The organism is Nocardioides euryhalodurans (assembly GCF_004564375.1).
Lineage (GTDB): Bacteria > Actinomycetota > Actinomycetes > Propionibacteriales > Nocardioidaceae > Nocardioides > Nocardioides euryhalodurans.
The window spans coordinates 3,244,105-3,264,265 of sequence record NZ_CP038267.1 but is presented as its reverse complement, the minus strand read 5'-3'; the positions used below and the strand labels follow the sequence as shown (position 1 = coordinate 3,264,265).

Here is a 20,161-nt window from a genome sequence, read left to right as displayed (position 1 = left end):
GAAGTCACCCATCGGCCCGGCTTCTTCAGGGGCACCCAGCGACCTCTCAGTCCTCTCACAGCCTCCTCCCCCACCGTGGAGGCATGAGCGACACACGAGTTCTCCCGCCGTTCCCGCCGGAGCGCGACCCGTACGGTCACGAGGCCGTGACCGACGCCCCCGCACCCACCACGACCGCCCCGCCGCGCACGCGACGTCGGGGCCTGGCCGCGACCGTGCTCGCCACCGCCCTGGTGGCCGGTGGGGCCGCCGGCGTCGGTGGCGCAGCAGCGTGGGACGCGTGGCAGGAGGACGGACCCACCACGTTCGACTCGGCCGGCACCGAGACCGCCCAGGTCGTCGACACCGGCGACGAGCCGGCGGCCGACGGCTCGGTCGAGGCGGTGGCCTCGAAGGTGCTGCCCTCGGTGGTCAGGATCGTCGTCCAGGGCTCGGAGGGCGAGGGCTCGGGGTCGGGCATCATCCTCAGCTCCGACGGCCAGATCCTCACCAACGCCCACGTGGTCGACGGAGCCGGTGAGGGCGCCGAGATGACGGTGTCCTTCGACGACGGCACCCACGCGCCGGCGACCGTCGTCGGCAGCGACCCGCTGACCGACACGGCCGTGATCCAGGCCGAGGGCGTCGAGGGGCTCACACCGGCCACCATCGGCACCTCCGGCAACGTCGACGTCGGCCAGGAGGTGGTGGCCATCGGGTCCCCGTTCGGCCTGGACTCGACCGTCACCAGCGGCATCGTCAGTGCTCTCGACCGGCCGGTGAACGTGGGTTCCGACGCGGCGGGCAACGCCACGGTCTATCCCGCGATCCAGACCGACGCGGCCATCAACCCGGGCAACAGCGGCGGCGCCCTGGTCGACATGGACGGCAACGTGGTCGGCATCAACTCCTCGATCCGCACCAGCGGCTCGAGCACCGGCGGCAGCGGCGGGTCGATCGGGCTGGGCTTCGCGATCCCGATCGACGAGGTGCTGCCGATCATCGACCAGATCGTCGCCGGCGAGACGCCCACCCACGCCCTGATCGGCGTCTCGGTGAGTGACGCCGCCTCCGACGACGGCGGCGCCACCGTGCCCAACGGCGCAGCGGTCGGCGAGGTGACCGAGGGCTCCGCAGCGGCCGAGGCCGGTCTCGAACCGGGCGACGTCATCACGGCCGTCGACGGCCGGCTCGTCACCAGCTCCGACGCGCTCATCGCCACCGTCCGCTCCTACCGTCCCGGTGACGAGGTGGAGCTGACCTTCCAGCGGGACGGCGAGGAGCAGACCACGACGGTCACCCTCGGCTCCGACGCGGAGTCCGGTACCAGCTGACCGCACCACCGGCCCAGCGGTGATGCCGGTGCTCCCCGGCCGAGGTCTCGACCGGGGAGCGCCGGTTTCGGCCGCTCGGCCGGGGTGACGCCGTCAGGGCTCAGGCCCGAGGGCCGAAGACCTGCAGCTCGGCGATCCGGACCTGCTCCACCGGCGGGGTCAGCACGGCCCGATCCGGCGTCTGCTCCTCGCTGTCGCAGTCGGGGTTGCTGAAGACCGGGTCGTTGGAGGGGTTGGCCGCCGCCTGGTAGGCCGGAGCGCCGGTGCACTGGCTGTCGCGAACCCGGATCCGGACGTGGGTGGCGTCCACGCCGGCGAATCGGAAGCCTCGCAGCGTCAGGTCCGGGGCCGCCGGGCGCGGGCGTACACCGGGGAAGGCGTCGGCCGCGCTGCGGTAGACGACGTCGAACTCCGCCTCGTCGTCGGTGCACGACCTGCCGCGCACGGTGGCGTCGCACACCAGGATGTCGAAGGAGCGCAGCGCCGAGAAGCGGCTCTGGCTGCCGGAGTCCTCGTCCTCGGCGTCGGTCGGCCTCAGCGCGGCGCTGACGTTGACCCGGTTGACCCGGACCGCCTCGTCACCGAGCTCGACCGTGACCTGCCGACCCTGCACCTGCTGGCCCTCGCCGCGTCCCTCGCTGGCCGTGCCGGCGGACTCCAGGGAGGCCCAGTTGGTCGCCTCGGTGTCGTCGATCAGGTTCTCGAGGTTGATGCCGTCGCCGGTCGCGGTGGCACCGTTGTGGGCCGATGCGAGGTTCGTGCGTAGCGGCACGCGGACGGTCACGTCCTGGCCCGGCTCGAACGTCCGGCTGAAGCGCACCGCGCCGTGGCCGGGAGCCTGCGCCAGGAAGCGGTAGCGACCGGGGACGAAGGAGACGGTGGCGCGGGTCGCGGTCCGGCGGATGTTGTCGGCCGTGGGGCTGATCCGCGCCTCGTAGTCACCGGTGAAGACCGTGGTCCGCCCGGCGGGCGACGCGAAGGTCACCGTCGCCTCGTTGCGGGTCAGCGGTGAGCTCCAGCCGGGGACCGGCTCCCGGTCGTCGGCGTCCGTCGACGACGCGGTCTCACCCATGCCGCGGCGGGCGAAGGCCTTCCACAGCTCGGCCTGGTTGGCGCCGCCGAAGCGCAGCCGGTCCGCGGCCAGCATCGCGTCGCGCGAGTCGAGCATGGTCGACCCGCTCGGGGTCAGCAGGAAGCCGTCGAACATGATCTGCGCCCAGCGCCGGTTGCCCGGGCAGCGGCCGGCGGGGAGCCGGCCCTTCGCGCAGCGCAGCTGCAGGACGCGGTCGCTCGAGGGGAACCGGGCGTCGTACTTCGCGTTGAGCGCCTCGGCGATGTCGAAGTTGGTGGCGCTCCAGATCTCGCCGTCCGCGTGCGGGGACGTGGTGCCGCTGCCGTCGTACTCCAGGTCGGAGTAGTTGAGCGGGCTGGCGTTCATCCCGTAGTTGCGGATGCCGCGCTCCTTGTTGCCGGAGACGTACGGCGCCAGCGCGAACGGGTTGGCGCCCTCGCCGGTCGAGATGCCGTAGCCGCGGAAGTACTCGGCGAAGACGAGGTCCGACCAGCTCTCCGTCTGTCCCTGGGTGCTGCCGGTGCCGGTGTCGGGCCCGGCCACCATCCGGTTGCTGATCGCGTGGCCGTACTCGTGCGCCACGACCGCCATGTCGTAGGCCCCGTCGGTGCAGGCGGCGTAGAACGCGCCGGCGAGCGGCTGCCAGAGGTACTGGTTGGTGATCGGCGCGATGCCGTCCTGCAGCGTGATCTGGTTGGCGTTGTCGCGGCCGTTGAAGGTCCGTCGGCCGGCCTGCGCGTTGCCGACCTCGGGGTCGTTCTCCCGCGTGGGGCCGGTGTTGCCGAAGTTGGAGACCTGCATGTTGGAGTTCAGCTCGGTGAACCCGAGGTAGTAGCTCCAGTCGTGCATCCGGTTGTGGCTGACGAAGAGGTTGGCCACCGACGCGTCGTCGTCGTTGCCAGCGGGCTGGTCGAAGACGGTGGGGTCGCAGCTGGAGTCGAACCAGGTGTTCTCCCAGTCGTAGTCGTAGCGGCGGTCCGGGCTCGCCGGGCGCTGGACGACCGTGTCGGGCGACACGAAGCTCACCTCGGAGATCGCGGTGGTGGCGTTGTTGCCGAGCGTGGTGAAGGTCGGGAGGCTGGGTGCGAGGACGTCCCACGGCAGCCGGGCCGCGGTGTTCTGCTGCTCCTCGTCGCACTCCGCGCCGTCGCCCACCCAGCACCACAGCTCGCGGGTGTCGGCGCCGGGGTCGGCGGAGTCGGTGAACTCCGGGTTGCCGGGGAAGACCCGCCAGCGCGGCAGCGCCGGTTCCACCGAGCCGGCCGGACCGGTGGCCACGGCGCCGACGTAGGCGATGGAGCCGGCGGCGGGGGTGAACTCGCAGACCTCGACCGCGTAGTCACCGGCCGGCACCCCGCCGGCGGGGGCGTAGCTGAGCACCTCGGGGCTCCCGAGCAGGTCCTGGGATGCGACGGGGTCGGCCTCGCCCGCCCGGTAGAGGTAGATCGTGATGTCGTCGTCGAGGCCGTTGGGGGTCGTGACGGCCGCGCTGACGGTCAGCTGGCCGGTGCCGTCGGCGACGTCGTACGGGCCGTGGCGCTGGGGCGTGCAGGCGCCCACGTCGTCCGTGCTGCCGGTGAAGGGCTCGGCGGTGGGGGCGGCGGTGGGCAGGGCGAGGTCCTCGGCGAGGTGGTCGACCCTGTTGTCGCGCAGCAGCACCTCGCCGGTGGCGGCGTCGACGAAGCTGATGAAGGCGGCCGGCTCGGCCATCCCCGCATGGTCGGTGTGGTCGGACTTCAGCAGCGTGGTCTCCCAGACCGTCCGCACCCCGTCGGTGGGCGTCGGCAACGCCATCAAGCGCGCCCGCTGGACGTCGCGGGAGAGCGCCGCCTCGAAGGTCGACCAGGGGCCGTCCGCGTCGACCGCGGTGAGCTCGCCGAGGTCGAGGTCGACGTCGTCGGCCGCCGCCCGGAGCGCCGCGGTGGCGTCGAGCTGCTGGCCCACGGAGGCGGTCTCGTCGCCCGTCACCGACGAGGACACGTACGCCACCCGTCCGTCGCGCTGGACACCCACGGTGAGCAGGCCGTCCTGGGCGGCGGCGAGATCGCCGAAGGTCTGCCGGAAGGTGACCACGTGGGGCACGTCGGCGTTGCGTGGCTCCTCGCCGACCCTCACCCGGGCGAGGTCGGGGCTGTCGTGGAGAGGCGAGTCGGTGACGACCTCGAGAGCCGCGACCGCGTCGGAGGAGAGCCTGAACAGCGCACGGTGGGTGTCCACGAAGCCACGCGCCACCTCGGTCGCCTCACCCGCCCGGGGCGCCGAGAGGTAGCCGCGGGAGTTGAGCAGCACCCGGGGCGTGCCGAAGGCGTTCCACCGGGCGGTGGTCGCCCCGAGCGACCGGGCGGCCGCACGCTGTGCCGCGGTCGGGCGAACGGCCCCCTCGCGGAAGTCCGCGGAGTCGACGTGGTCCTCGCCCTCCCCCTGGAAGGAGAAGTCGAGGCTGCCGGGCTCCGGCAGCGACGGCTCCTGGCCGCTGGCCGGGGCGAGCGTGGCCGCGACGGCCAGGCCGAGCGCGGGGACGCCGAGCAGGGCAAGCCGGCGACGAGAGGTGGTCCGGGACGGGCGCATGAGCAGTTCTCCTGCACGTCGGCGGATCCCGCCGACCTCGCTGGCGCGGCTGGTGGCCGCCGGTCGGTGCCCGACCCCTCCCCGAACCGGTACGACGCACTCAACGACGTCGTGCTCCCGAGGTCACGCACGCACTCGTGCGGGCGCGAGCCGTCGGGATGGCCGACCGCGACAGCGTCCCCCGGAGTCAGCTCGCGATGACCGCGGGCGGCACCGAGTCGCTCGTGTCGAGCATCGCGAGGTGCTGGGTGAGGTGCTGGCGCATCCGGTGCCGCTGGTCAGCCTCCGCCTCACGCAGCGCGTCGATCTGTGCCTCGAGCGCGGCCTTCTCGTCGGCCAGCCCGGCCAGGGCCGTCCTACGCTCGCGGTCGAGGTCGGCGGTCTGCTCCTCGCGGGCGCGGGCCAGCTCGGCCGCGACCCCCTCCGACTCGGCGCGGCTCGCCTCGGCGAGGTCATCGGCACCGGCCCGGGCAGCGGCGAGGAGGGAGGCGGCCTCCGCCTCCGCGTCGCTGACGAGCCGCTCGGCGGTTTCGGAGGCGAGCTCGAGCATCCGGGCGGCGGCGCTGAAGGGCGAGTCCTGGTCGGTCGCCGGCTCGTCGACCAGGGCGAGCCCGGTCTCGTCGGTGGTGGTGTCGGTCCCGTGCACTGCTCGGTCGAAGTCCAGCATGGTGTCCCCCTGGGTCGTGTCCGTCACTGGTCGCCAGTGTGGGCGCGAGACGTTCACCGCGGGGGCGAAACGCCGAAACCTTGAACCGGGGTCGAGCCGCCGCCGGGCGGCGGGTCAGCGGTCAGCGCGCCCGCAGCACCCGTCCCTCGTCCCAGACCGGGCCGTCCGACTCGTAGACGCCGCCGTCCGCGCCGTAGACGAGGAACCGGTCGAAGCCGCGGGCGAACCACCGGTCGTGCGTCACCGCGACGACCGTCCCCTCGAAGGACTCCAGGCCGGCCTCGAGCGCCTCGGCGCTCTGGACGTCGAGGTTGTCGGTGGGCTCGTCGAGCAGCAGCAGCGTCGCCCCGGACAGCTCGAGCAGCAGGATCTGGAACCGCGCCTGCTGGCCGCCGCTGAGCGACTCGAACTTCTGCTCTCCGGCGTGGGCGAGCTCGTAGCGGTCGAGCACCCGGGCGGCCTGCTCGCGTCCCATCCCGTCGCGGTGGTCGTCGCCGCGGTGGAGGATCTCCAGCAGGGTCCGGCCCACCAGCTCGGGGTGCTCGTGGGTCTGCACGAACCACCCTGGCCGGACCCGCGCGCCCAGCTTGGCGCGGCCGGTGTGGTTCACCGGCGCGACCGGGACGTCGCCGACCGGCAGGTGCTCGCGGTCGGGGTCGCTGCCGCCGGCGGCCAGCAGCCGCAGGAAGTGGGACTTCCCGGACCCGTTGCTGCCGAGGACGGCCACCCGCTCGCCGTACCAGACCTCGAGGTCGAAGGGACGCATCAGGCCGGTCAGCTCGAGCTGTTCACAGACCACCGCGCGCTTGCCGGTGCGGCCGCCCTTGAGCCGCATCTTCACCTGCTGCTCGCGCGGCTGCTCGGTCGGCGGACCGGCCTCCTCGAACTTCCTCAGCCGGGTCTGGGCCGCCTGGTAGCGGCTGGCCATGTCGGCGTTGTAGGCGGCCTTCTGCTTGTACATCTGCACGAGCGCCTTGAGCTTGGCGTGCTCCTCGTCCCAGCGCTTCCGCAGCTCCTCGAAGCGCAGGAACCGCTCCTTGCGCGCCTCGTGGTAGCTCGCGAAGCCGCCCGGGTGCGTCCACACCAGGTTGCCCGCGTGGCCGAGCTCCACCGTGACCACCCGGGTGGCGGTGTTGTCGAGCAGCTCGCGGTCGTGGCTGATGAAGAGGATCGTCTTCTCGGACTCGCGGATCCGCTGCTCCAGCCACACCTTGCCCGGCACGTCGAGGAAGTTGTCCGGCTCGTCGAGGAGCAGCACCTCCTCGGGCCCCCGCAGCAGGTACTCCAGCACCAGCCGCTTCTGCTCGCCCCCGGACAGGGTTCGCAGCTCGCGGTACTTCGCCCGGTCGTACGGGACACCGAGGCCGGTCGTCGTGCAGACGTCCCACGTCACCTCGAGGTCGTAGCCGCCGGCGTCGGCGTACTCCGAGAGCGCGGTGGCGTACGCCAGCTGTGTCCGCTCGTCGTCGGACTCCATCAGGGCGACCTCGAGCCGGTCGACCTCGGCATGCGCGGCGCGGACCCGCGCGGGCGCGACGCTCAGCAGCAGGTCGGCCACGGTCGGGGCCTCGCCCAGCCCGTGGGCGACCATCTGCCGCATCACGCCCAGGCCGCCGGTGCGGGTCACGACCCCGGCGTGCGGGGTGAGGTCGCCGGTGATGATGCGGAGCAGCGTCGTCTTGCCCGCGCCGTTGGCGCCGACCAGCGCCACCTTGGCGCCCTCCCCGACCCGGAAGGACACGTCGTCGAGCAGCACGCGGCCGTCCGGCAGCTCGTAGCGCACCCCGGCGACGTCCACGTGTCCCACGAACGACGATTCTCCCTGCCGACGACGTCCACCGCACCCCCATTAGTCGCCGCGTGTGCCTGGGACCGGCATCCTCGCCGGTCTCAGGCACACGCGCCGTATGTTGGGCGGCATGAGGCTGCAGCTGTCGGAGGACGACCGGGCGTTCCGCGAGGAGATGCGGCGCTTCTTCACCACCGAGGTGCCCGAGGAGATCAGGCAGACGGTGATCGAGGGGCGAGAGCTCTCCAAGGAGCAGATCGTCGAGGCCATGCGCGTCATGAACGGCGCCGGACTGGCGGTCCCGCACTGGCCCGAGGAGTACGGCGGCCGCGGCTGGAGCGACCTGCAGCGCCACCTCTGGTACGACGAGATGCAGCGCGCGGGCGTCCCACCGCCGCTCGCGTTCAACGCCTCGATGATCGGGCCGGTGCTCACCCAGTTCGGGACGCAGGAGCAGAAGGACCGCTTCCTCCCCGCCACCGCCAACCTCGACATCTGGTGGGCGCAGGGCTTCTCCGAGCCGGACGCCGGGTCCGACCTCGCCTCGCTGCGCACCTCCGCGGTCCGTGACGGCGACGAGTGGGTCGTCAACGGGCAGAAGACCTGGACGACGCTCGGCCAGCACGCCGACTGGATCTTCATGCTGGTGCGCACCGACCCCGAGGCCAAGAAGCAGCGGGGCATCTCGATGCTCCTCATCGACATGAGCCTCCCCGGCGTCGAGGTCCGCCCGATCGAGCTGATCGACGGCGGCCACGAGGTCAACGAGGTCTGGTTCGACGACGTCCGCGTGCCCGGCGACCTGCTCGTCGGAGAGCTCAACCAGGGCTGGACGATCGCGAAGTTCCTCCTCGGCAACGAGCGGGTGGGCGTCGCCCCGGTCACCGCCACCAAGCGGGCACTCGCGCGGCTCAAGGAGGTCGCGGCCGACGTCGTCGCCGACGACCCCCTCGCCCGGGCCCGGATCGCCGAGCTCGAGAACGAGCTGCTCGCCCTCGAGCTGACCGCCCTGCGGGTGGCGGCCCACTCCACCGACGGCGAGCCGCACCCCGCCTCCTCGGTCCTCAAGCTGAAGGGTTCGGAGCTGCAGCAGGCGGTCAGCGAGCTCGCCGTCGACCTCGCCGGCCCGGGCTCGCTCGCGAGCGGCGCCGACGACGACAGCGCCCTGGCGTCGTGGCAACGAGGATCGACCCCGCGCTACCTCAACCTCCGCAAGGCCTCCATCTACGGCGGCTCCAACGAGATCCAGCGGCAGATCATCGCCAGCCGGATCCTCGGGCTCTGAGAGGGCACCCATGGACTTCGAGCACGACGACGAGCAGCAGGCCCTGCGGGACGCGGTCAGGGGGCTGGTCGGCGAGACGTACGCCGACCACGACCACCGGCGTACGACCACCGGTGAGGACCCCGGCTTCGACGAGCGGCTGTGGGCGCGGATGGCGGAGATGGGGCTGCTCGGACTGCCCTTCGCCGAGGCCGACGGCGGCGCCGGGGCCGGGCCGGTCGAGATCGGCATCGTCTGCCAGGAGCTGGGGCGGGTGGCCGCGCCCGAGCCGTACCTCGCGGCGGTCGTGACCGCCGGTGGTCTGGTCGCGGCCTGCGGGTCGCCGGCGCAACGGTCCGAGCTGATCGGACCGCTGGCCGGCGGGGAGCGCCTGCTGGCCCTCGCCCACGCCGAGCCGGGTGGGCGCTGGACGGCCGAGGCGTCGTCGGTGACGGCGTCGGAGTCGGACGGCCGCTGGACCCTGAGCGGCACCAAGGAGCCGGTCCCCCACGGCGCGCGGGCCGACGTGCTGCTCGTGAGCGCCGTCCTGCCAACGGGCGGCACGGGTGTCTTCGTCGTCGACCCCGCCGCAGCCGAGGTCACCGGCTACGCCGTCTACGACGGCAGCCGCGCCGCCCGGGTCGTCCTCGACGACACGCCCGGTACCCCGCTGGGCGAGGCCGGCCGCGACCTCACCGCCAGCATCGCGACGGTGCAGGACCTCGCCCGCGTGATGGGAGCCAACCAGGCGCTGGGCGCGATGCGGTCGGCCCTGACGGCGACGACCGGCTACCTCACGAGCCGCAAGCAGTTCGGGGTCACGCTCAACACCTTCCAGGACCTGACCTTCCGGGCCGCCGACATGTACGTCTCCCTGGAGCTCACGCAGAGCGTGGTCGACTGGGCGACCATGGTGGTCGAGCAGGGCGACCCGGCGACGCTCGCCGATGCCGCTGCCCGGGTGTCCCTGCAGGTGAGCCGAGCCGGCCGCCACGTCGGCCAGGAGACGATCCAGCTCCACGGTGGCATCGCGATGACGGCCGAGTACTCCGTCGGCAGCCTGGTCGCCCAGCTCACCGTCCTCGACCACCTGCTCGGCGACGGCTCCCACCACCTCGCGCAGCTCGCCGGCCGCGTCGACGACCACGGGATGCTCGACCCGCTGGGCTGACCTGCTCCACGGGAGCCCCGGCGTGTGCCTGAGCACGGTCCCTGCGCCGGTCTCAGGCACACGCGGCGGCTAGGGCGCGAGCCGCTTCACCATCATCGCCACGGTGTGGTCGACGATGAAGCGCTCGCCGACCTGCTCGAAGCCGCGGCCGGCGTGGAAGGCGAGGGAGGCCTCGTTGGGTGGGTCGGTGTTGACCTCGAGGGTCAGCAGCGGAGCGGTCTGCGCGGTCCGGGCCTCCAGCTCGTCGTACACCCGACGGGCGAGGCCGAGCCGTCGGGCGTCCTCGTGGACGACGATCCGGTCGAGGTAGCAGTAGCGGTCGTAGCGCTCGGCGAACCAGGCGAAGTTCTCGCTGTCGAACGTCGCTCCGCTCGTCACGGTCACGACGAACCCACCGAAGCGTCCCCGGTCGCGGATCACCTCGACCGTGCCGACCTCGTCGAGGTGACGAAGCCGGTCGAGGTCCATCGGCGCGGTGAGGTGCTGGTGCCGCTCGTTGAGCGCGAGCACCGCGTCGTGGTCGGCCGCGCCGAGCGGCTCCAGCAGGCCGGTCACTCCTCGGTCGACTTCGCCCAGAGGTTGACGCCGGAGTCGCCGGCGTACCGGTCGATCTCGGCGAGCTCGTCGTCGGTCAGCGGCGGCGCGTCGACCGCGTCGAGGTTGGCGTCGAGCTGCTCGACGCTGGAGGCGCCGATCACCGCGCTGGTCACCCGCGGGTCGCGGACCGCCCACTGCAGCGCGAGCTGGGCGAGCTTCTGGCCACGGCGCTGCGCGATCTCGTTCAGCGCCCGCACCCGCCGCAGCACGTCGTCCTCGAGGCCGGTGAGCGTGGAGTCGTCGCGCGCCGCGCGGGAGTCGGCGGGGATGCCGTCGAGGTAGCGGTCGGTCAGCAGCCCCTGCGCGAGCGCGGTGAAGACGATGCAGCCCATCCCCTGCTGCTCGAGCTCGTCGAGCAGGTCGCCCTCGATCCAGCGGTTGAGCATCGAGTACGACGGCTGGTGGATCAGCAGCGGCGTGCCGAGGTCGCGGGCGATGGTCGCGGCCTCGCGCGTCTTCTCCGCGGAGTAGGAGCTGATGCCGGCATAGAGCGCGCGACCGGACCGGACCGCCGTGTCGAGCGCCATCATCGTCTCCGCGACCGGGGTGTCGGGGTCGAAGCGGTGGCTGTAGAAGATGTCGACGTAGTCCAGGCCCATCCGGGCGAGCGACTGGTCGAGGCTGGCGAGGACGTACTTGCGCGACCCGCCGCCCTGCCCGTACGGCCCCGGCCACATGTCGTAGCCCGCCTTCGTCGAGATGACCAGCTCGTCGCGGTACGGCTTGAAGTCGTCGGCGAGGTAGCGGCCGAAGTTCTCCTCCGCGCGGCCGTACGGCGGGCCGTAGTTGTTGGCAAGGTCGAAGTGGGTCACGCCCCGGTCGAAGGCCCGCCGCAGGATCGCTCGCTGGGTCTCCTCGGGGCGGTCCGTGCCGAAGTTCTGCCACAGCCCCAGCGAGAGCACCGGGAGCTGCAGCCCACTGTGGCCGGTGTGGCGGTAGTGCATCCCGGCGTCGTAGCGGTTCTCGGCTGCCTCGTAGCTCATGGCTCCAGAATGTCACTCACCACGCAGGTGCGGGGGCAGGGGTACGTCGTCGGACACCGCCCCCGACCAGCCGGGCGAGAGCGCCCAGTAGAGGACGTCCTCGGTGAGCCGGCGCTGCCCGTAGGTGAGGACGAGCTCCTCGCAGGTCAGGTCGAGCGTGGCGTCCACGCCGCCGCCCACGAGCCGGACCGTCACGGCCGACGTGCTCGCGCAGAGGTGGCCCTCGGCGGGCGGCGCCGAGCCCAGCGCGGCCGCCGCCTGCTGCGAGCCCGCCTTCGACAGCAGCTCGCTCTGCTCCAGCCACCCGTCCCCGGCATAGCGGCAGACCGACACCCGCCCGCTGGTCGAGGGGGCCGACATCTCGAGCCGGGTCGCGCAGCCGTTGGCGTCGACCTCGCCCACCGGCTCCACCGAGTCGAGCACCTGCCGGGTGAGGGTCCGCTCGTCGGTGACCACCCACACCGCGGCCTGACCGGTGGAGACGTAGCCGATCCAGGAGTCCTCGGGGTAGCGGCTGCCGCGGTACTGCTGCACCGCCCCCTCGGTCCCGGGCGGCAGCTCGCCGCGGCTGGGCTCGAGGAAGTGCGCGCCGTAGCCGTACGACGGCTCGCAGGCGATCGCCGGCACCATCCCGCCGGGCCGGCTGACCTGGCTGCCCGCCTCCTCGAGGCTGCCTTCGGTGCACCACGAGGTGCCGCCGCCCCAGGTCCACTCCGGGGGCACGCTGAGCGAGAGGTCGCGCCAGGTCTCGGTGCGCCAGCCGGTCGGGACGCTGTCGGTGACGGTGGGCTCGTCGCGGTCCGGGTCGCCGGCACTGCCGCCGCCCCCGAGGACGGTCAGGCCGACCGGGATCGCGACGACGGCGAGCGCGGCTGCGACGGTCGCGGCCGTCGTACGACGTCGGCGGCGGAGCCGCACCCGGGCGCCGGCGCCGAGGTCGCCGGGGTGGGGTGCCCGCTCGGCCGTGCCGGCCAGGCCGTCGGCGAGTCGCTGCTCGAGGCGGTCAGTCATCGTCGTCGTCCTCCAGCTCGGTGCGCAGCGCGGCCAGCCCGCGCGAGACCCGCGACCGGACGGTGCCCTCGCGCACGCCCGTCAGGTCCGCGATGTCGGCGTAGTCGCGCTGCTCGTAGTAGCGCAGCACGACGGCCACGCGCTGGTCGACGGGCAGCGCCAGGCAGGCCCGCCAGACCCGGTCCTGCTCCGCGACGTCCGGCTCGGCGGACTCGCCGAGGCGGACCTCGGCGACCGGCGACTCCCGCCGGCGGAACTTCCGCCACCACGACGTGTGGGCGTTGACGACCATCCGGCGGACGTAGGCGTCGGGATCCTCGACCGCGGCGATCCGCTCCCACCGCGGCAGGGCCCGCGACAGGGCGTCCTGGACGACGTCCTCGGCGTCGGCACGGTTGCCGGTGATGACGTAGGCGAGCCGGAAGAGCTCGTCCCCCCGGGCCGCGACCCACGCGTCGAAGTCGAGCACCCGTCCTCCGACCCCTCGCTCGGCCACCAGCTCCATGTCCCACAGACGCTAGCCGGACCGGGTTTGTTGCGCCGTACGACCGGCGCCACCGCCCTGCAACCGTGCGGTGCGCCGCGCGCCTCGGTCCCTCAGCCGCGCCGGGTCTCCAGCACCCGGAAGCCCTTCGCGCTCGCCAGGCGTACGGTCGGCCAGCCCTGGTCGGTCAGCCAGCGCTGGAGCGAGTCGGCGCCGAGGTTCTTGCCCACGACCATGACCGCCCGCCCGTCGGGACGCAGCCGCGGCAGCCAGGTGAGCAGCAGCTCGTGGAGCGCCTGCTTGCCGATCCGGATCGGCGGGTTCGACCAGATCTCGTCGAAGGTGAAGTCGGCCGGGACCTGGTCGGGCCGGCAGGCGATGAACCGGCCCTCGACCCCGAGGGCGCGGGCGTTCTCGTTGGCGAGCAGCAGTGCTCGCTCGTTGACGTCGACGGCCGTGACCGTCGCGAGGGGCACGGCCCGTGCGATCGCGAGCCCGATGGGTCCGTAGCCGCAGCCGAGGTCGAGCACCTGGCCCTGAGCCGGGGGCTCGCACTCGCGCAGGAGGACGGCGGTCGCGTGGTCGAGGTGCCCCCGGCTGAAGACGCCGGCGCCGCTCACCAGGCGGAGCTCGTGGCCCCACACCTCGCAGGTGAGCTCCTCGCGCGCGAACGGAGCCGCCGGGTCGGCGGAGAAGTAGTGGTCCTCGGTCACGGTTCCTCCCGGCGGGCCCGGGCACGACCGGCCTGGGCGAGAAGTCCGTCGGCGTCGTCGGGGTAGCCGACCTCCTCCAGCGTCAGCCCGTGCGCCGGGACGACGGCGACCGAGGGGTCCCGTTCGGCGGCAGCCAGGATCTCGGCGGGCCACGACGTCGCACGCCGGCCCTCGCCGACGGCGAGCAGGCAGCCGACCAGCGACCGCACCATGTGGTGGCAGAACGCGTCCGCCCGCACCGTCGCGACGGCGAGCCCCCGATCGTCTCGGGTCCACGTGAGGTCGAGGAGGGTGCGGATCGTCGTGGCGCCCTCGCGGCGCTTGCAGAACGCAGCGAAGTCCTGCAGCCCCACCAACGGGGCGGATGCCGCGGCCATCGCCTCGACGTCGAGCGGCCGGGGCCACCACAGCACGTGGCCGCGGGTCAGCGGGTCGGCGAGCTCGGCCAGGTCGGCCACCCGGTAGGCGTAGCGGCGCCACACGGCCGAGAAGCGGGCGTCGAAGCCGGCGGCCGCGGGCGCCGCACGTCGCACCCGGACGTCGGGCGGCAGGATCCCGTTGAGCCGGCGCAGCAGCCGCTCGTCGTACGCCTCGTCGGGGAGGTCGAGGTGGACCACCTGGCCCCGGGCGTGGACGCCGGTGTCGGTACGCCCCGCGCAGACCACCGGCACCGACGGCAGCCGCAGCACCGTCGCGAGCGCCGCCTCGAGGGTGCCCTGGACCGTCCGCAGCCCCGGCTGGGTGGCCCAGCCACGGAAGTCGCCCCCGTCGTAGGAGAGGTCGATCCGGAGCCGCACGGTGGCTCATCCTAGGTCAAGCGAGTCATGCTGTATCCCGTGACCAACCCCGCCATCGTGCTGGTCTCCCCCGACCACGTCGAGTTCCTGGCCGACGAGTTCGGCCGCTACTCCCGCGACTACGACCTCCACGGCGCCACGACGTTCGAGGACGGCGCCCGCCTGGTCAAGCGGCTGGACGCGGTGGGCGACCCGATCGCCCTCATGGTCGTCGACTCCGCGCTGCGTGAGACGACGCCGATCCAGACCTTCGGGAAGTGGCGGCAGCTGGTCCCGACCGCCAAGCGCGTGGTCGTGGCCCACTGGGACCGGTTCCTCGCCGACGCGCCCAGCCTGCGGGCGGGCCTGGCCACCGGCAAGTACGACGCCTACCTGCTGATGCCGCGTGGCGTTCGGGACGAGGAGTTCCACACCGCGATCACCGAGCTGCTCTCCGACTGGGGGTCGACGGTGGCCGAGCCCGAGGTGGAGACCGTGCGGCTGGTCTCGCCGTCGGGAGTCCCCCTCACCCTCGCGATCCGCGACTTCCTCGACCGGATGGGCATGCCCCACCGCACCTACGACCCCGCCACCGAGGTGGGCCGCGAGATCGTGGCGCGCTACGACGGCGAGGCCTCGTACCCCCTCGTCGACTCGCCCTACCGCGAGCTGCACGCGCCGTCGTCGGTGCGCGAGGTCGCGGCGGCGGTGTACGGCCGTCCCGACGACATCGACGTCGACACCGTGGTCGACCTCTGCGTCGTCGGCGCGGGGCCGGCCGGGCTCGCCGCCGCGGTCTACGGCTCCTCGGAGGGCCTGGACACCGTGGTGGTCGAGGCGGAGGCAGTCGGAGGCCAGGCCGGCACCAGCTCCATGATCCGCAACTACCTCGGGTTCCCCCGCGGCATCTCCGGGATGCGCCTGGCGCTGCGCGCACGCAACCAGGCACTCCGCTTCGGCACCAGGTTCTTCACCGGGTGGGAGGTCACCTCGGTCGACGCCTGTGCCCACGGCGACCACCACGTGGTCCGCACCGACGGGGGCGAGATCCACGCCCGCTCGGTCGTGGTCGCGACCGGCGTGCGCTACCGCAAGCTCGGCATCGACCGGGTGGAGGCGATGGTCGGGCAGGGCGTCTTCTACGGCAGCGCGATGAGCGCGGCCCGGGAGCTCGAGGGACAGCACGTGGTGGTCGTCGGCGGCGGCAACTCCGCCGGACAGGCCGCCCTCCACCTGGCCCGCTTCGCCCGGTCGGTGACGATCCTGATCCGCCGCGAGGCGCTCGAGGAGACGATGTCGAGCTACCTCGTGAAGGAGATCGACTGGAACCCGCGGGTGTCGGTGCGGACAGGCAGCGAGATCTGTGACGGTGGCGGGGAGGGACGGCTCGGCTGGCTCGACATCCGCCACCGGACCTCGGGCGAGGTGGACCGCGTCGAGGTCGGTGGGCTGTTCCTGCTGCTCGGTGCCGAGCCGCACTGCGAATGGCTGCCGGCGGGCGTGACCCGGGACGAACGCGGCTTCGTGCTCACCGGGCGCGACGTCCCGACCACGGAGTGGGTCGACGGGCTGCCGCCGGCCAACCTCGCCACGACCGTTCCCGGCCTGTTCGCGGTCGGCGACATCAGGGCCGGGTCCATGAAGAGGGTGGCGGCCGCGAGCGGCGAGGGGGCCAGCGTGGTCCCGCTCGTGCACGCGTGGCTGGCCGGCTGACATTCTTCAACCGTACGGTTGACAATGGCTGCGGGCGGGCCTAGATTCATTCTCAACCGATCAGTTGAGGATGGACCTGATGACCGACCAGCTCTCCCGGGTCTTCGCGGCCCTGAGCGACCCGACCAGGCGCGACATCGTCGCCCGGCTCACCCGCGAGGACGCCACTGTCGGCGACCTCGCCGCGCCGTACGACGTGAGCCTGCAGGCGGTCTCCAAGCACCTCAAGGTGCTCGAGGAGGCCGGCCTGGTCACCCGGAGCCGGGAGGCCCAGCGCCGCCCGGTCCACCTCGAGGCGGAGGTGTTCGACCTGATGACGAAGTGGATCGAGCGCTACCGCCGCCAGGCGGAGGAGCGCTACCGGCGCCTGGACGCCGTCCTGGCCGAGATGAACGAGCACGACGAGAGCACGACCGACGACCGACCCCAGGAGGGAACCGCATCATGAGCACGCAGACCGACAGCACCTACGACGAGGCCGCCATCGAGGCGGTCCCGGACCTCCCCATCGTCCGCATCACCCGCGACTTCCGGGCCACGCCCGAGCAGCTGATGCGCGCCCACACCGACCCCGACCTGTTCGTCCGGTGGATCGGCCCCGATGCCGTCAACGCCCGCATCGACCACTGGGACTGCCGCAGCCTCGGCTCCTACCGCTACGTCGCCGAGCACGACGGCGTCGAGCACGGCTTCCGCGGCACCTTCCCCGAGGTGTCCTCCGACCGGATCGTGCAGACCTTCGCCTACGAGGGGATGCCCGAGGCGATCGCCCTGGAGACCATGTGGTTCGAGGACGTCGGCGGCGGGCGGACCCGACTCCACGCCCAGTCCCTGTGTGACTCGATCGAGGGCCGGGACGGGATGCTCAGCAGCGGCATGGACGTCGGCGTCCACGAGGGGTACGCCAAGCTCGACCGGCTGCTCGCCGCCGGCGACGTCTGAGCCGATGGCGCTCCCCTCCTCCCCCGCGGCGCGCCACCGCGCCGTCGCCGGGACCTTCGAGGACCGGGTCCGGGGCGTGACCGACTGGGACGCCCCGAGCCCGGTGGCCGGCTGGACGGCGCGCGACGTGGTCGCCCACCTCGTCGACTGGTTCCCCGGGTTCCTGGAGGCCGGGGCCGGCATCGTGCTGCCGCCGGCGGACGCCGCGGCCGACCCGGTCGGCGCGTGGGACGCGCGGCGGCGGGCCGTCCAGGACGTCCTCGACGACCCGCGCACCGACGGCGCGGTGCTGGCCGACCCGCACGTCGGGGAGGTACCCCTCGCCGTGGCGATCGACCGGTTCTACACGACCGACGTCTTCCTGCACACCTGGGACCTGGCCCGCGCCTCGGCGCAGGACGACCGGCTGGACCCGGAGCAGTGCGCCGAGATCCTCGCGGGGTCCGAACCCGTGGAGGAGCTGATGCGCTCCTCCGGTCAGTACGGCCCGCGGGTCGAGGTCCCCGCCGGCGCCTCACCCCAGGACCGGCTGCTCGGCTTCATCGGGCGCGACCCGGCGTGGTCACCACCCGCCTGACCGCGCCGACTACTGCAGCTCGTGGCGGTACGGCGGGTCCGCGCCCGGCCGGCTCACCGTCACCGAGGCCGCCCTGGCGGCCTGGGCCAGGACCGACACCACCGTGTCGCGGGTGGCGGAGTGGAGCGCGTCCCGGCGGCCGGCTCCGATCAGGTCGCGCTGCCAGAGCGCGTCGAGCAGCCCCGCACAGAAGGTGTCGCCGGCGCCGATGGTGTCGGCCACCACGACCGGGACGGCGGCCACGTCGACCTCCTGCCCGATCGTCACCCACGTGGCGCCGCCGTTCCCGCGCGTCACCACGACCGCGGCGGGCCCGAGTGCCAGCAGCCGCTTGGCGCCCGAGAGCGTGTCGAGGTCGTCGTACAGCGCGGCGAGGTCCTCGTCGGACGCCTTCACCACGTCGCTCAGGGCGGCGACCGCCTCGACCTGGGCGACCAGGGCCGGGCCGGTGCCGGTGATGGCGGGCCGGGCGTTGACGTCGTAGCTGATCGTGGCCGTCCCCCGCAGCTCCTCGAGCAGGGCCACCACGTCGCCGGCGCCGGGCTCGATCACGGCGCCGAGGGAGCAGGTGTGGACCACCAGCGGCGGGATCGTCGTGTCCACCTGGTTGAGCCGCCACGCGAGGTCGAACTCGTAGCTCGCAGCACCGTCGGACCCGATGGTCGCCTGCGCGGTCGAGGTGTGCCCGACGGCGTGCGGGTCCGCGGCCAGCTCCACCCCGTCGCGGGCGAGCCGCTCGGCGAGCACCCGGCCGCGGTGGTCGTCGCCCCAGCTCGTCGCGAAGCTGACCGCACGTCCGAGCCGGGCCAGAGCCACGGCGACGTTGGCGGCGCTGCCGCCCGGGAACTCGGTGGTGCTGCCGTCGCCGCCGCGCACGATGTCGACCAGGGACTCCCCCACGACGAGTGCCTTGTCCGACATGGGACATGACTACCGCATCGCGGGATCCAGCGCGAGAGGCTGACCAGACCCGGGCACAACGCCTGGTGCAACGTCCCGCCATGCGGGCTTCCGCTGCGCTAGCGTGCCCGACGAGCGGCACGCGACGGGGCGTGCCCTGCCACGGGAGTCCTCAGATGAGCTTTGCCGATTCAGTCCGCACCTGCCTCTCGAAGTACGTCGTCTTCTCGGGACGCGCCCGCCGGTCGGAGTACTGGTGGTTCGTGCTGTTCAACATCCTGGTCGGCATCGTCGCCGCCATCCTCGACGCCGTCCTCGGCACCGGCTACGACAGCGGCTCCGGGCTGATCGCGTCCCTGGTCTCGCTGGCCCTGCTGCTGCCCAACATCGCCGTCGCGATCCGCCGCCTCCACGACACCTCGCGCACCGGCTGGTGGATCCTGATCGGACTGATCCCGATCATCGGCTGGATCATCCTGCTCGTCTTCTACGTCCAGGACAGCCACGCCGACAACGACTACGGCCCCAACCCCAAGGCCCTCCCGGCGCCGGCGGCCTGACCACCCGTGCTCGACCGTCCGGACCCGGACGCGGCGGAGCCGCCGTTCGAGCAGCTGCGCTCGCAGGTCGCCCGCCGGGCGGCCTCGGGCCAGCTGCCGGCCGGCACCCGGCTCCCCACCGTGCGGGCCCTGGCGGCCGAGCTCGGGCTGGCGGTCAACACCGTGGCCCGCGCCTACCGTGAGCTCGAGGCCGACGGCGTCGTGGTGACCGAGGGGCGGCGCGGCACGTTCGTCGCGTCCACGTCGGCAGCGACGACCGCCGACGCACGGGCCGCGGCCGACGCCTACGTCGCCGTCGCACGACGCCTCGGCCTGGGCCGCAGCGAGGCGACGCGGCTGGTCGAGCAGGTCTGGCCGCTCTGAGCCGACCCACGAGACGCCGACGGCCCGCCACCCACGCGGGGTGACGGGCCGTCGTACGTCGTGAGGAGGACTCAGGCGTCCTTGGACTCCTCGGACTCCTCGGCCGGGGCCTCCGCCTCGGCGGTCTCCTCGGCGGGAGCCTCCTCGGCAGTGGTCTCCTCGACCTCGGTCTCCTCGGCAGCCGGCTCCTCCGTGGCGGGGGTGGCAGCGGCCGGGGTGGCCTTGGTGCCTGACGCCGGCTTCGGCGTGTAGGCCTCGGTCACCAGCTCGATGACCGCCATCGGGGCGTTGTCGCCCTTGCGGGGGCCGATCTTGGTGATCCGGGTGTAGCCACCGGGACGCTCGGCGAAGGTCGGCGCGATCTCGGTGAAGAGGGCGTGCACGACCGACTTGTCGCGGACGGTCTTGAGGACCTCGCGACGGTTGTGCAGGTCGCCCTTCTTCGCCTTGGTGATCAGCTTCTCCGCGAGCGGACGCAGCGTGCGCGCCCGCGACTCGGTGGTGGTGATCCGGCCGTGCTCGAACAGCTGGGTGGCCAGGTTCGACAGGATCAGCCGCTGGTGGGCCGGGCTACCGCCGAGGCGGGGACCCTTCTTGGGGGTGGGCATCGTTGTTCTCTCATTTCTCCCGAGCCGTACCAGGTACTCGGGTAGATGGCTCCTGCGAGGTACCCGTCGGCCGCGACCACGGTGTCGGTC

20 protein-coding genes are annotated in these 20,161 nt (G+C 73.0%); 9 read left to right on the top strand and 11 right to left on the bottom strand.

Features of this window, described 5'->3' with window-relative positions; translation table 11 throughout:
* Window positions 1–83 precede the first annotated feature (83 nt).
* The gene (locus tag EXE57_RS15805) at window positions 84–1,313 is read left to right on the top strand and encodes a S1C family serine protease (protein ID WP_135079132.1); all 1,230 of its coding nucleotides are present in this window, start codon (window positions 84–86) and stop codon (window positions 1,311–1,313) included.
* Window positions 1,314–1,413: 100 nt separating this feature from the next.
* On the opposite strand, the gene EXE57_RS15800 is transcribed toward EXE57_RS15805, so the two are convergent.
* The 3 genes from EXE57_RS15800 to EXE57_RS15790 form a co-directional block, all read right to left on the bottom strand.
* Window positions 1,414–4,953, bottom strand: a complete 3,540-nt coding sequence (locus EXE57_RS15800) for a M36 family metallopeptidase (protein ID WP_167305931.1) — start codon at window positions 4,951–4,953, stop codon at window positions 1,414–1,416.
* A 187-nt stretch (window positions 4,954–5,140) separates the two neighbouring features.
* Window positions 5,141–5,647 carry a hypothetical protein gene (locus EXE57_RS15795; protein WP_135079128.1) on the bottom strand — a complete coding sequence of 169 codons (507 nt, stop codon included), beginning with the start codon at window positions 5,645–5,647 and terminating at the stop codon, window positions 5,141–5,143.
* A 94-nt stretch (window positions 5,648–5,741) separates the two neighbouring features.
* Window positions 5,742–7,427, bottom strand: coding sequence for an ABC-F family ATP-binding cassette domain-containing protein (locus tag EXE57_RS15790; protein ID WP_135079126.1), 1,686 nt, complete (start codon window positions 7,425–7,427; stop codon window positions 5,742–5,744).
* A 112-nt stretch (window positions 7,428–7,539) separates the two neighbouring features.
* On the opposite strand from EXE57_RS15790, the gene EXE57_RS15785 reads away from it, so the two are divergent.
* A complete protein-coding gene (locus EXE57_RS15785; RefSeq protein WP_135079124.1) occupies window positions 7,540–8,694 on the top strand; it encodes an acyl-CoA dehydrogenase family protein in 1,155 nt (384 codons plus the stop codon).
* 10 nt (window positions 8,695–8,704) lie between these two features.
* Window positions 8,705–9,844 (top strand): acyl-CoA dehydrogenase family protein, encoded by a 1,140-nt coding sequence (locus tag EXE57_RS15780; RefSeq protein ID WP_135079122.1) that lies wholly within the window; start codon window positions 8,705–8,707, stop codon window positions 9,842–9,844.
* Between the two features lie 69 nt (window positions 9,845–9,913).
* On the opposite strand, the gene EXE57_RS15775 is transcribed toward EXE57_RS15780, so the two are convergent.
* The 6 genes from EXE57_RS15775 to truA form a co-directional block, all read right to left on the bottom strand.
* Window positions 9,914–10,399, bottom strand: coding sequence for a GNAT family N-acetyltransferase (locus EXE57_RS15775; RefSeq protein ID WP_135079120.1), 486 nt, complete (start codon window positions 10,397–10,399; stop codon window positions 9,914–9,916).
* The gene (mgrA, locus tag EXE57_RS15770; RefSeq protein WP_135079118.1) at window positions 10,396–11,424 is read right to left on the bottom strand and encodes an L-glyceraldehyde 3-phosphate reductase; all 1,029 of its coding nucleotides are present in this window, start codon (window positions 11,422–11,424) and stop codon (window positions 10,396–10,398) included. The genes EXE57_RS15775 and mgrA overlap by 4 nt, the downstream gene beginning before the upstream one ends.
* A gap of 12 nt (window positions 11,425–11,436) precedes the next feature.
* On the bottom strand, window positions 11,437–12,435 hold the full coding sequence (locus EXE57_RS15765) for a hypothetical protein (RefSeq protein WP_135079115.1): 999 nt from the start codon (window positions 12,433–12,435) through the stop codon (window positions 11,437–11,439).
* On the bottom strand, window positions 12,428–12,940 hold the full coding sequence (locus tag EXE57_RS15760; protein ID WP_135079113.1) for a SigE family RNA polymerase sigma factor: 513 nt from the start codon (window positions 12,938–12,940) through the stop codon (window positions 12,428–12,430). The genes EXE57_RS15765 and EXE57_RS15760 overlap by 8 nt, the downstream gene beginning before the upstream one ends.
* Before the next feature lie 92 nt (window positions 12,941–13,032).
* The gene (locus EXE57_RS20020; protein ID WP_208542878.1) at window positions 13,033–13,632 is read right to left on the bottom strand and encodes a class I SAM-dependent methyltransferase; all 600 of its coding nucleotides are present in this window, start codon (window positions 13,630–13,632) and stop codon (window positions 13,033–13,035) included.
* On the bottom strand, window positions 13,629–14,429 hold the full coding sequence (gene truA, locus EXE57_RS20015; RefSeq protein ID WP_208542877.1) for a tRNA pseudouridine(38-40) synthase TruA: 801 nt from the start codon (window positions 14,427–14,429) through the stop codon (window positions 13,629–13,631). The genes EXE57_RS20020 and truA overlap by 4 nt, the downstream gene beginning before the upstream one ends.
* A gap of 39 nt (window positions 14,430–14,468) precedes the next feature.
* On the opposite strand from truA, the gene EXE57_RS15750 reads away from it, so the two are divergent.
* The 4 genes from EXE57_RS15750 (at window position 14,469) to EXE57_RS15735 (ending at window position 17,640) form a co-directional block, all read left to right on the top strand.
* Window positions 14,469–16,121, top strand: coding sequence for an NAD(P)/FAD-dependent oxidoreductase (locus tag EXE57_RS15750; protein WP_244246872.1), 1,653 nt, complete (start codon window positions 14,469–14,471; stop codon window positions 16,119–16,121).
* A 79-nt stretch (window positions 16,122–16,200) separates the two neighbouring features.
* Window positions 16,201–16,569, top strand: a complete 369-nt coding sequence (locus tag EXE57_RS15745) for an ArsR/SmtB family transcription factor (RefSeq protein WP_135079109.1) — start codon at window positions 16,201–16,203, stop codon at window positions 16,567–16,569.
* A complete protein-coding gene (locus EXE57_RS15740; protein ID WP_135079107.1) occupies window positions 16,566–17,063 on the top strand; it encodes an SRPBCC domain-containing protein in 498 nt (165 codons plus the stop codon). The genes EXE57_RS15745 and EXE57_RS15740 overlap by 4 nt, the downstream gene beginning before the upstream one ends.
* Window positions 17,064–17,067: 4 nt before the next feature.
* A complete protein-coding gene (locus tag EXE57_RS15735) occupies window positions 17,068–17,640 on the top strand; it encodes a TIGR03086 family metal-binding protein (RefSeq protein ID WP_135079105.1) in 573 nt (190 codons plus the stop codon).
* 9 nt (window positions 17,641–17,649) lie between these two features.
* On the opposite strand, the gene EXE57_RS15730 is transcribed toward EXE57_RS15735, so the two are convergent.
* A complete protein-coding gene (locus tag EXE57_RS15730; protein ID WP_135079103.1) occupies window positions 17,650–18,561 on the bottom strand; it encodes a PfkB family carbohydrate kinase in 912 nt (303 codons plus the stop codon).
* 155 nt (window positions 18,562–18,716) lie between these two features.
* Here EXE57_RS15730 and EXE57_RS15725 point away from each other — a divergent pair, with 155 nt between their 5' ends.
* Window positions 18,717–19,100 carry a DUF805 domain-containing protein gene (locus EXE57_RS15725; protein ID WP_135079101.1) on the top strand — a complete coding sequence of 128 codons (384 nt, stop codon included), beginning with the start codon at window positions 18,717–18,719 and terminating at the stop codon, window positions 19,098–19,100.
* 6 nt (window positions 19,101–19,106) lie between these two features.
* A complete protein-coding gene (locus tag EXE57_RS15720; protein WP_135079099.1) occupies window positions 19,107–19,463 on the top strand; it encodes a GntR family transcriptional regulator in 357 nt (118 codons plus the stop codon).
* A 71-nt stretch (window positions 19,464–19,534) separates the two neighbouring features.
* Here EXE57_RS15720 and rplQ read toward each other — a convergent pair whose 3' ends face one another.
* Window positions 19,535–20,071 (bottom strand): 50S ribosomal protein L17, encoded by a 537-nt coding sequence (gene rplQ / locus EXE57_RS15715; protein ID WP_135079097.1) that lies wholly within the window; start codon window positions 20,069–20,071, stop codon window positions 19,535–19,537.
* Window positions 20,072–20,161 lie beyond the last annotated feature (90 nt).